Origin of the sequence: Mesorhizobium sp. B1-1-1 (assembly GCF_006442955.1) — a bacterium.
Classification (GTDB): domain Bacteria; phylum Pseudomonadota; class Alphaproteobacteria; order Rhizobiales; family Rhizobiaceae; genus Mesorhizobium.
On the sequence record NZ_VFWW01000006.1, the window covers coordinates 406563 to 417963 of the forward strand.

At 62.6% G+C, this 11401-nt stretch carries 10 protein-coding genes; 2 read left to right on the plus strand and 8 right to left on the minus strand.

The features are described from left to right. Positions 1-68 precede the first annotated feature (68 nt). On the plus strand, positions 69-1652 hold the full coding sequence (locus FJ986_RS15195; protein WP_181181889.1) for a DEAD/DEAH box helicase: 1584 nt from the start codon (positions 69-71) through the stop codon (positions 1650-1652). Between the two features lie 71 nt (positions 1653-1723). On the opposite strand, the gene FJ986_RS15200 is transcribed toward FJ986_RS15195, so the two are convergent. Further along, positions 1724-2329, minus strand: coding sequence for a hypothetical protein (locus tag FJ986_RS15200; protein WP_140674860.1), 606 nt, complete (start codon positions 2327-2329; stop codon positions 1724-1726). Positions 2330-2664: 335 nt separating this feature from the next. Between FJ986_RS15200 and FJ986_RS15205 the strand changes: the two genes are divergently transcribed. Beyond that, positions 2665-3249, plus strand: a complete 585-nt coding sequence (locus FJ986_RS15205; RefSeq protein ID WP_210241337.1) for an HXXEE domain-containing protein — start codon at positions 2665-2667, stop codon at positions 3247-3249. A 103-nt stretch (positions 3250-3352) separates the two neighbouring features. Here FJ986_RS15205 and FJ986_RS15210 read toward each other — a convergent pair whose 3' ends face one another. The 7 genes from FJ986_RS15210 to FJ986_RS15240 all read right to left on the minus strand — a co-directional run bounded on the left by FJ986_RS15210 (position 3353) and on the right by FJ986_RS15240 (position 10964). Beyond that, positions 3353-4003 carry an OmpA family protein gene (locus FJ986_RS15210; protein ID WP_140493627.1) on the minus strand — a complete coding sequence of 217 codons (651 nt, stop codon included), beginning with the start codon at positions 4001-4003 and terminating at the stop codon, positions 3353-3355. Positions 4004-4155: 152 nt separating this feature from the next. Beyond that, positions 4156-4524 (minus strand): GFA family protein, encoded by a 369-nt coding sequence (locus tag FJ986_RS15215; protein WP_140584175.1) that lies wholly within the window; start codon positions 4522-4524, stop codon positions 4156-4158. Positions 4525-4650: 126 nt separating this feature from the next. After that, a complete protein-coding gene (locus FJ986_RS15220; protein ID WP_140493631.1) occupies positions 4651-5022 on the minus strand; it encodes a hypothetical protein in 372 nt (123 codons plus the stop codon). A 308-nt stretch (positions 5023-5330) separates the two neighbouring features. After that, positions 5331-5750: a GFA family protein gene (locus tag FJ986_RS15225; RefSeq protein ID WP_140674818.1), complete on the minus strand. Its 420-nt coding sequence runs from the start codon at positions 5748-5750 to the stop codon at positions 5331-5333. A gap of 37 nt (positions 5751-5787) precedes the next feature. Beyond that, a protein-coding gene (gene prfB / locus FJ986_RS15230) for a peptide chain release factor 2 (RefSeq protein ID WP_140493636.1) occupies positions 5788-6919 on the minus strand; the annotation gives its coding sequence in 2 pieces (ribosomal slippage) (positions 5788-6852 and positions 6854-6919; 1131 coding nt in all). 124 nt (positions 6920-7043) lie between these two features. Continuing rightward, a complete protein-coding gene (locus tag FJ986_RS15235; RefSeq protein WP_140493638.1) occupies positions 7044-9500 on the minus strand; it encodes a penicillin-binding protein 1A in 2457 nt (818 codons plus the stop codon). A 213-nt stretch (positions 9501-9713) separates the two neighbouring features. Further along, entirely contained in the window at positions 9714-10964 is a 1251-nt protein-coding gene (locus FJ986_RS15240) for an N-acetylmuramoyl-L-alanine amidase (RefSeq protein WP_140493640.1), read from the minus strand. Between the last annotated feature and the right edge of the window lie 437 nt (positions 10965-11401).

An 11401-nucleotide genomic window follows, 5' to 3' on the forward strand; every position in this document is an offset into this window, starting at 1 on the left:
GCGGGCGCGCGGCGCCTGCCGCGACGGATGCCGTTGCGCTTCCCCGAACAGCCAAAGACAGCCAGAACTTGTCCTCAGACACCCAGACCGCTCAAGAAGCGTTGACTTTCGCGGACCTCGGCCTATCGCCGAAGGTCCTTTCCGCAGTCACCGACGCCGGCTACCTCAAGCCGACGCCGATCCAGGCCGGCGCCATTCCGCACGCGCTTCTGGGCAAGGATGTGCTTGGCATAGCACAGACCGGTACCGGCAAGACGGCCTCCTTCGTGCTGCCGATGCTGACACGACTGGAAAAGGGCCGCGCCCGCGCCCGCATGCCCCGCACGCTGATCCTGGAGCCGACCCGCGAGCTTGCGGCGCAGGTCGAGGAAAACTTCATAAAATACGGCAAGAACCACAAGCTCAACATCGCACTGCTGATCGGCGGCGTGTCGTTCGACGAACAGGACAAGAAACTGGAGCGTGGCGCCGACGTGCTCATCGCGACGCCCGGCCGCATGCTCGACCACCGCGAGCGCGGCAAGCTCTTGCTCAACGGCGTCGAGATCCTCGTCATCGACGAAGCCGATCGCATGCTCGACATGGGCTTCATTCCCGATATCGAGCGTATCTGCGAGATGATCCCCTTCACCCGGCAGACGCTGTTCTTCTCGGCGACGATGCCGCCCGAGATCACCAAGCTGACCGAAAAGTTCCTGCACGCGCCGGTGCGCGTCGAGGTTTCAAAGGCCGCCTCCGCCGCGACCAACATCATCCAGCGGCTGGTGAAGTCCGGTTCCAAACCCTGGGACAAGCGCGAGACGCTGCGCAACCTGATCAAGGCCGAGGATGCGGAGCTGAAGAACGCCATCATCTTCTGCAACCGCAAGATCGAGGTGTCGGAGCTGTTCCGCTCGCTGCTGAAACATGACTTCGACGCCGGCGCGCTGCATGGCGACATGGACCAGCGCGCGCGCATGCAGATGCTGGCCAATTTCCGCGACGGCAAGCTGCGGTATCTGGTCGCCTCCGACGTGGCCGCGCGCGGCCTCGACATTCCCGATGTCAGCCACGTCTTCAACTATGACGTCCCGATCCATGCCGAGGATTACGTCCACCGAATCGGCCGTACCGGCCGCGCCGGGCGCTCCGGAAAATCCTTCACCATCGCGACCAAGTCCGACACCAAGTACATCGACGCCATCGAACGGCTGATCGGCACCAAGATCGAGTGGCATGACGGTGACCTGTCGACGGTGGTGGCCAGCGAAGGCGAGGACGAAGCACCGCGCCGTGGCCGCGGTGCGCCGCGGCGCGCCGGCCGCAAGGACGACGACCGCAAGGACAGGGGCGAGCGCAAGAGAGGCGGACGCCAGGCCAAGCACGGCGAAGACGCGGCACCGGAAACCGTGCGCGAGGAACAGCCGGTCGCGGCCGAGGAAACGGTCGCCGGCACTGGTGAGCGGCGCACGCGCAAGGACGCTATCCGCTCGGAAAATTCCGAGCGCAAGAGCTCCGCGGCGCGCAGCGAGCGACGTGCACCGGAGCGCGGCGACACCAGGCCCCAGCGCGATGACCGTCGCCCTGCCCGCAACCGAGAAGACGAAAACGACGCCACCGTTGGCTTCGGCGACGACATGCCGGCCTTCATGCGCATCGTCGCCAAGGGCTGACCGACGAGTGGTTCCAAGACAAGACGGCCATCCGGCTTGCCCTCCCGGCAAGCTCCTGGCTGGGCTGGCCGTTACATCGGCCCAGGCATCATCTTGGTCGGTTTCTCCAACATCGGAAACTCGGCCTTGTTGCATTTCACGTTCGGGTTCGTCGGACTGAACATGCCGTTCGGATTATCACCCAGCCAGGCGTGAAGATCGTAGTGGACGAACTCCCTCGGGATGAGCGGATAGTGTCCCTCCATCGGACCCATGAAGGTTTGGCCAAACAGCTTCGGCGGCTCTTTGAGGTCCGGCGTCAGCGGCACCAGCCATTCCGCCCCGACCAGGCGCAGACCGTTTTTCGTCGGCTCGTAGATCAGCACATTGGGGCGCATCGGGTCGAGTTTTTGGCCGACACTTGGGACGTTGACGAAATGGATGCCCATGGCGCCTTTCGGGTAGTACATCGCTCCGGATATCTTTTCTCCGCTATAGTAGACGCAGCCGACCGTCGACAGATAAAGGTCGCGGACGGCCGCGGTGTAGTCCTCATATTTGGCGAGCGACTTTTTCAAGGCCTCGATGTCAGCTTTGTTGGCATCCTCGGCCCGAGCCGCCGCGACGCCCAACCATGCGCTTACAAGACCTGTTAAAACGAGGACGCCGCAGCGCCCGAGGCTGGCTGTTCTTGTCATGCATTCCTCCCAGATTTTTTTGATCTGGCCGTGCAAGACCGAGGCTGAAATGCTTATTGCGCGGCCAAGTGTACCGCCTCATCCCCTCCGGAACAGCGACGATGCTATTCCTTTCCATGGCTGCGGGAAAGCGGTTATTTAGGGCTGGCTAATTCTCTGGCGCGCCAATCTCAATCTGAGAGCGGCGGGTCGCGGCCGGTGAAGCTGTTGCCGTCATCGCCGAGCGACGCCACCGTTGGCTTCGGCGACGACACACCGGCCTTCATGCGCATCGTTGCCAACGTCTGATATCGTCGTGTGTTGCAAGGACGCACGGCCTCGCCGAAGGTGGCGTGATGAAGCGTCTGGTGGAAGATTGGGTCTATGGTGGCGTGCTCGCCGGCCTCACTCTGTGCGTGGTGGCGATCGGGCTGGCCGCTCAATTGGAGACAGCCGAGCTCACCGTCTTCCTGCTGATTCCGATTTACATGCTCCACCAATACGAGGAGCATGCCGAGGACCGGTTCCGGCTTTTCGGCAACAAGATGCTCGGCGGTGGGGCGCCGCTGCTTACCCGCTTCGATGTCTTTGTGATCAACGTACCGGGTGTATGGGGCATCTATTCCCTGGTTTTCACCCTCGCTGTCACGGTCAATGCCGGGATAGGGCTGATCGCCGCCTACACCACCCTGATCAACGCTTTGGTTCACATCGCGCAGGCCATCAGGATGCGCAGCTATAACCCCGGGCTCATCACCGCAATTGTCTTGTTCGTACCCGCATCCAGCTGGTCGATCCTGACGCTTTCCGGTTCGGGAACGGGCTTCCATATCCTTGGACTTACGGTCGGGCTGCTCATTCATGGGCTGATCGTTGCCCATGTCGTCCGGCGGCAGCGCCTGACCCAACGAGCGACGGTCGATAAGCCGACCTCACCGTAACATCATGGAAGAACCCTGGGGGCCGCAGGCCTGGCCGTCGGTCGCATTTTGCAAACAAAAACGGCCCCTTGCGAGGCCGTTTTTGCATTCTGATCGATGCTGCTCAGGTGAGCGGCGAAAGCTGGATCTCGACGCGACGGTTTTGAGCGCGACCCTCGGCGGTGGCATTGGACGCTACCGGACGGGTCTTGCCGAATCCCGTGACGGCGAAGCGGCGCGAATCGACGCCCTGGCCAGCCAGGTAGTTGGCGACCGCCAGCGCGCGGCGCTGCGACAGATCGAAATTATGCTGGTCGCCGCCGGTCGAATCGGTATGGCCGAACACGTCGACCGTGGTCTGCTTGAACTTCTTCAGCACCAGCGCGACCGAATTCAGCACCTGGTAGAAGCCGGGCTTCACCGCATCCTGATCGACGTTGAAGGTGATATCGGACGGCATATTGAGGATGATCTGGTCGCCGGAGCGGGTGACGCTGACGCCTGTGCCCTCCAACTGCCGGCGCAGTTCGGCTTCGTTCTGGTCCATGGTGGCGCCGATGGCGCCGCCGGCCAGCGCCCCGATGCCGGCGCCGATCAGCGCGTTGCGACGATCATTGCCGCCCGCAAGCAGGCCAAGGCTGGCGCCGGCCAAGGCGCCGAGGCCGGCACCGGCCGCCGTGTTGGAAATTTTCTGGTCGCCGGTATACGGATCGGTGGTGGTGCAGGCGCTCACCAGCACAGCCGTCGCCACGACGACGAGCACGGTCTTCTTCATAGGATTGTCCCTCTCCAAGTCACGCCTTGCGGTGGCGCCAAATCAGCCCTTCGCGCGACTTGTACCATGAAATGCGGCGAAAAGCGGAACGGGAAAAACACCGGCAACGGCTTTTCCCCGGGGCACGATTTCCCGATTGGGCGTCCAGGAATCTACCAGAGATTCCGGCCGTCGATGGCCACCACTTCGACCTTGTCCAGGTCGAAATCGTCGAACAACCGCGAGTTGACGCTGATCTTGGGATTGTCGAAATCCGGCTCTCCGCTCGACCAGTCCGGTGTTTCGGTGAAGGTCCCGCAGCCGCAGGTGTCGCAAAAACCGTGCTTAACGGTCTTCGATCCCCACTGATAGAAGGAAACATTCTTCTGCGGCGTGAGGAGCTTGAACTGCGCAGGAGTGTAGTAGGCCCAAAGCGAGCCGCGTTTCGAGCAGAACGAACAAGTGCACTGCGTCAGCGTCTGCGGCGCTTGCGAAACCTCGAATATCGTCGCCTTGCAGTGGCAGCTTCCCTTGATGGTCATGGACGTCACCTCTCCCTTGTCCGCCGCCCGCAGGCAACGCAACACAAAGGAGCGGTCCTGGCAACCGTCCGTCAGCAGGCCCCCGCCCATCGCGGTCCGGGCCGGTCGCCGCTGCGCTTCCCGGGCCTAGTAGGAGCGCGGCGGCACGAACAGGCAGATCGTCTTACCGGCGTCTAGACCCGCTTGATGCGCGCACCAGTGGAATTCGCCGTCCGGGCTGTCCTTCACACGCTTGTCGGTCATCGGGACAACTTCCCCCGTGCCGGCGATCACATAACCCTCGGGTTTTTCCAAAACCTCGCCAGTATGGGCCGTGCGGCAATCGTAGTTAGCGCAGCATGCGAATGGATAGCTCCAACCCAGCGGCTTCGCCGCTGTAGGCTTGGCGTCGTGGGCGAAGGCAGGCGCCATCGGCAACGCAATCGCTGCGATTGCAAGCAGGCAGAGCATGAGTCGGCCCACCGCGGCCCGAGCCGATTTTGATGGGGCAGCAGACATGGAAGCGCTCCTTTCGACGAGCATCAAGCGTTTCGCTTGCCCGTTCCTGAAACGTGTCTTCCCAGCGGCCGGATCGTCAGCAGGCATTTCTGCCGCGCCCGGCCATAGATGCTTTTGTCTCCCCTCGACCATGGATGGTGGGCCGATTTGTGAGTCGGCGCAAGAAACCACTGCATGCCGATGTCGCAGGCTGAATGCCGCGCATCGGCAACAGAAAACAGGCGCCGTCTCTCGATTGGATAGGCAGGCACAACCATGCCCAGCAGACGGGATCGCAGATAACGAGATTCAGCGAGAGAAGTTCCGGCCTATTCGCCAGCAGGTCCTGTGATCACGTGTTCGTCATACTGCGGCAGGCCGTCGCTGATCGTGTACCACGGCGCCTTGGAACCGACGAAGATATGCTCGGTCGGGCGGATGCTCGGGTTGTCGACGAGCGTTCCCATCGCGACATGGACGAAGGCGCCCTGGCGCACGACCGAATAGAGCAGCGAACCGCACCGCTTGCAGTGCGCGTCATGGCCGTTGTCGTCGCCGAAGACCAGCAACATGTCGTGGCCCTTGGTCAAGACAAACTTGGCGCGTTCGATGCCCGCGAAGGGCTTGAAAGCCGAACCTGTCGTGCGCCGGCAGTTCGAGCAATGGCAATTCGCCGCGTACAGGAACTCGTCAGCGACCGCATAGCGCACCGCGCCGCAGAAGCACTTTCCAACAAGCTTGCGAGCCATCATCCAATCCAAATGTGTGGCACTGTAGGCGCCGGCCCTAATCCAGGTCCGCCACCGCTTCCCCAGCACCACCCTCGATGCGTTGCGACAGCGAGGCTTCCATGAAGTCATCGAGGTCGCCATCGAGCACGCTCGACGGGCTGGTGCTTTCGACACCTGTGCGCAGATCCTTCACCAACTGATAGGGCTGCAGCACGTAGGAGCGGATTTGGTGACCCCAGCCAATGTCGCTCTTCGATGCTTCGGTGGCGTTGGCGACGGCTTCGCGCTTCTTCAGCTCTTCCTCGTAAAGCCGCGAGCGCAGCATCTCCCAGGCCTTTGCCCGATTTTTGTGCTGCGAACGTTCGGCCTGGCAGGCGACCGCTATGCCGGTGGCGAGATGGGTAATGCGCACCGCCGAATCGGTGGTGTTGACGTGCTGGCCGCCTGAACCGGACGAACGATAGGTGTCGATGCGCACGTCGGATTCGGAAACGTCGATCTCGATCGTATCGTCGATGACGGGATAGACCCAGACGCTGGCGAAGGACGTGTGCCGGCGCGCGTTGCTGTCATAGGGTGAAATGCGCACCAGGCGATGGACGCCGGACTCCGTCTTCAGCCAGCCATAGGCATTGTGGCCCTTGATCAGCAGCGTCGCGGACTTGATGCCGGCTTCTTCGCCGTCATGCACTTCCAGCACCTCTACCTTGAAGCGGCGGCGCTCGGCCCAGCGCGTGTACATGCGCAGCAACATCGAGGCCCAGTCCTGGCTTTCGGTGCCGCCGGCGCCTGCGTGGATTTCGAGATAGGTGTCGTTGGCGTCGGCTTCGCCCGACAGCAGCGTCTCGACCTGGCGGGCCTTCGCCTCGCCTTGCATCGAGCGGATCGCTGCCTCAGCCTCGGCAACGACGCTCTCGTCGCCCTCTTCCTCGCCGAGTTCGATCAGGCCGATATTGTCTTCCAGCGCCTGGGTCAGGCCCCTGACCGCCGCGATGCCTTCCTCGAGGCCCTGGCGCTCGCGCATCAGCTTCTGCGCTTCCAGCGGTTCGTTCCAGAGGCTGGCGTCCTCGGCGCGGACGTTGAGATATTCAAGCCGCTTTATGGCCTGATCCCAGTCAAAGATGCCTCCTCAGCAGGGTAATTGCCTGCCTGATCTCGTCGACAATATTCTGCGTTTCCGCGCGCATGGCCTGATGTTTTATCCTGTTGCTGAAAGTGACGCCTGGTCGGCGCGATACATAGGGACGGCGCCGCCGCCTGTAAAGCAAATTGGACCGGCCCAGGGCCGGCCCAATCCTGCATGCATACCCGTCAGTAGAGGCCGCCGCCGCCCGACTGGATGGCCTGGTTGGCCTGAGGCGACAGCGCGCCGCCGGAGGCATTGGACCCGTCAGCGCCCATGCCGATCACCCAATAGCTGTCGGCTGGCCCGGTGCCCGGCTTGAAGGCCTCGATGATGGTGCCGGGATCGCCCGAATTGGCCCGCATGCCGGTCTTGCGGTTGATGGCGACCAGATTCATGCCTTCGGGAACCTTGAAGTCGACATTGGGCGTGCCATCCAGCGCCACGCGCATGAAATCCTTGAAGATAGGAGCGGCGAGGCCGCCGCCGGTGGCGCCATGGCCAAGGCCGCGCGGCGTGTCGTAGCCCATATAGAGGCCGACGACGAGGTTCGGCGTGTAACCGATGAACCAGGCGTCCTTTTCGTCGTTGGTGGTGCCGGTCTTGCCGGCGATGTGGCGTCCGAGCTCGGCGATGGTGGCGCCGGTGCCGCGCTGGACGACGCCTTCCATCATCGAGGTGATCTGGTAGGCGGTCATCGGATCGAGAACCTGTTCGGAATTATCGACAAGCTCAGGTTCGGGCTGGTTCTGCCATTCGGCCGCGTTGCAGCCTTCGCAGCCGCGTTCGTCCTGCTTGAAGACGGTCTTGCCGTAGCGGTCCTGGATACGGTCGATCAATGTCGGCTTGATCGACTTGCCGCCATTGGCCATGATCGAATAGGCCGAAACCATGCGCATCACCGTCGTCTCGCCGGAGCCCAGCGCCATCGGCAAATACGGCGCCAGATGGTCATAGACGCCGAAACGCTCGGCATATTCGACGACCAGCTTCATGCCCATGTCGTTGGCGAGGCGCACAGTCATCAGGTTGCGCGACTTTTCGATGCCGGAGCGCAGGGTTGCCGGACCAGCGACCGTGCCGTCGTAGTTCTTCGGCGTCCAGGTCGTGTTGCCGCTCTGGATGGTAATCGGCCCGTCCATGATCACCGACGCCGGCGTATAGCCATTGTCGAGCGCCGCGGAATAGACGATCGGCTTGAACGAAGAGCCGGGCTGGCGCATGGCCTGGGTGGCGCGGTTGAACTCCGACTGCGCGTAGGAGAAGCCGCCGACCATGGCCAGCACGCGGCCGGTGTGTGGATCCATGGCGATTAGGCCGCCTTCCACTTCGGGGACCTGGCGCAGGCTGTAGGCGTCGTCGGAGCCTTCGTTCTTCTGGACGAAGACGACGTCGCCCGGCTTCAGCACATCGGCCGGCGACTTGGCCCTGACCGTCTTGCCGCCGACCACATGGCGCATGGCAAAGCCCATGTCTTCCTTGCTGACGGTGCCTTCGACGCGCTCCTTGACGATGTCGCCCGACGCCTGGCGTGCCGGCTGCAAGCCAATCGACAGGCCGGATGCCGAACTGTCGAGCACGACTGCGAGCTTCCATTCGGGAACGTCTTCCAGTCCCTTCACATTGCCCAGCGGCACACCCCAGTCGCCGGACACGTCGATCGTCTTCAGCGGCCCGCGGTAGCCGCGCAGCGTGTCGTATTTGATCAAGCCGTTCTGCATCGCCTTGCGGGCGATGAGCTGGATCTTCGGGTCGAGCGTGGTGCGGACGGACAGGCCGCCTTCATAGAGCGCGTTCTCGCCGTAGCGGGCGATGATCTGGCGGCGCACCTCCTCGGTGAAGTATTCGCCGGCGAACAGATAGGTGCCGTTGCGGCGCGGTGTGACGCCGAGGGGCTCCGCCTTGGCCTTGTCGCCTTCCTCGCGCGTAACGTAGCCGTTCTCGACCATCTGGTCGATGACCCAGTTGCGGCGCTCAAGCGCGCGGTCGGCATGCTTGAAGGGGTGATAATTGTTCGGCCCCTTGGGCAGCGAGGCCAGATAGGCGGCCTCGGCCACGGTCAGTTCGTTCACCGACTTGTCGAAATAAGTGAGCGCGGCACCCGCCACGCCATAGGCGCCGAAACCGAAGAAGATTTCGTTGAGGTAGAGTTCGAGAATGCGGTCCTTGGAATAGGCCTGCTCGATGCGGAAGGCGAGGATCATTTCCTTGATCTTGCGCTCGTAGGTCTGGTCCGAGGTCAGCAGAAAATTCTTCGCCACCTGCTGGGTGATCGTCGAGGCGCCAACCTGACGCCTGCCCGAGCCGAAATTCTGCAGGTTGACGATGATAGCGCGGCCCAGGCCGGTCACGTCAATGCCGGGGTGGTTGTAGAAATTCTTGTCCTCGGCCGACAGGAAGGCCGCCTTGACGCGGTCGGGGATGGCCTGGATCGGCAAATACAGGCGCCGTTCGCGCGCGTACTCGGCCATCAGCGCGCCGTCCGAGGCATGGATTCGGGTGGTCACCGGCGGCTCGTACTTGGCCAGCACCTCATAGTCGGGCAGATCCTTGGACAAATGCCCGATATAGATGGCAACCCCCGCCGCGACCAGCAGGGCCAGCGTCGTGCCGATACCGAAGAAATAGCCAATGAGACGAATCATGCCCGCTCCAGTCCTTGGTTCGGGAATTTCCTAAACGAAGCCGCCTTCCGCGCAAGCATTCGAGCCGGTCCCAACCCGTAATGGAAAACCCATGTCGCTACCATGTGGGCAAAATACGGCAAGGCCGGATTTCGCGGCCGTGAGTCGGAAATAAAAGCGTCGGGTGTTGTCGCCGCGCAACGCTGCCTGTGGTTGCAGGCGTCGTCAGGCATTTCAGCCCCCGGTTCCCGTTCCGGCACGCGCGGAAGCGAACAGCGCGACGGCGTTGGTGATGCTTTGCGCCGCCTTGCCGCGCCAGTCGGCGTCGAGCAGTTGCGCCTCGTCCTTGGCATTCGAGAGATAGCCTAGTTCGACCAGCACGGAGGGGACGTCAGGCGCTTTCAGCACCTTGAACCCAGCGGAACGCTGCGGATTGTTGATGAGGCCGACGCTGGTCGACAACTGGCCGACCAGCGTGTGGGCGAAACTCATCGAAAAGGTGTGGGTCTCGCGGCGGATCAGGTCGATCAGGATATCGGTGACTTCCTTGTTGTCGTCCTTGATCACCATGCCGGCGAACTGGTCCGAGAGATTTTCACGGTCGGCAAGCGCCTGCGCTTCCGGATCCGAAGCCTTGTCGGAAACGGTATAGACGGTCGCGCCACGGATGCCCTTGAGGCTGATAGTGTCGGCATGAATGGAGATGAGCAGGTCGGCCTCATGCTGGCGAGCGATGCGCACGCGGTCGTCCAGCCGCAAATATTCGTCGGTGTCGCGCGTCATGAAGACATCGTATCTGCCGACGGCGGCGAGCTTGTCGCGCAGTTCCGTGGCGAAAGCCAGCGTGACGTTCTTTTCGACGGTGCCGTTCAGGCCCTCGGCACCGCCATCGACGCCGCCATGGCCCGGATCGATGACGACGGTGAAGCGATGGCCCGGATTGGAGACCGGCCCGGTGCCGACCCGCCCGCCCTTGTCGGTCGAAACCGTGGAACCGGTGGTCAGCGCCTGATTGGCAAGGGCAGTGTCGAACTCGCGTTCGGAGGCCGCCGACATGTCGATGGCGATGCGGTAGCCCGCGCCGTCCTCGTTCTTGAGAACATCGAGCTTGTCGACCGCGAACGGCCCCTTGCCGGTGAGAACCAGCCGCGACACGCCTGCCTCCAACTCACCCAGGCGCACGCCCTTGACCAGCCCGCGAGGCTTCAAATCCTTGGCATCGATGGCTAACTTCGTATTCGCCAGATCGATGACCAGACGATTGGGCCCGCGCAAAAGGAACCATTTGACGTCGGGCTCACGGTCGAAATCCATGACGATGCGCATCTTGGTGGCATCGCCCGCCATCTTGTAACCGGTTGCCGTGAGCGGGGCATCGGCGGCGTTGGCGACCAACGAGATGGTCATCGACAGCAGGAGGCAGAAGATCGCGAGCAAACGGCCGCCGGCACGACTGCCCTTGTCTGTGAAGCCTGCCAGTCCCATCTCTTTGCAGTCGCTCCCGGTTTGGCGCCAAGGCGCCCGGTCATGTAGTCGAAGTGCCGGTTAGGCCGCGAACTCGATTAACGATTGGTATCCAGAGAAGGTTAACCAAGCCTTTTCACGCGAGGCCCGGACCCGTGCTTACGTGGCGGAACCGCTTTTGCCGGCGTCGGAAAACGGGGTTGCCTTCCAACCCGCCAAATCATAAAAGCGATAGTGGATCACTGCAATCCTGGAACCGCCCTCCTCCGCAGCTTCCCGCTACAGGTGAGACGAAAGGCGGCTCCTTTCGCTCCATGCGAGAAGGGTTCAGGTGATCGCGACGAATTTCGCAGGTGTGCGCCCGTGGCGGGGGAATCGCCTGCGTGAGGAAAACGGCCGGGTTTGTCCCGCGCCGGCTCTGTATGAGCAAACAAGCTGGTCCGGTTTCCGGGCTTTGG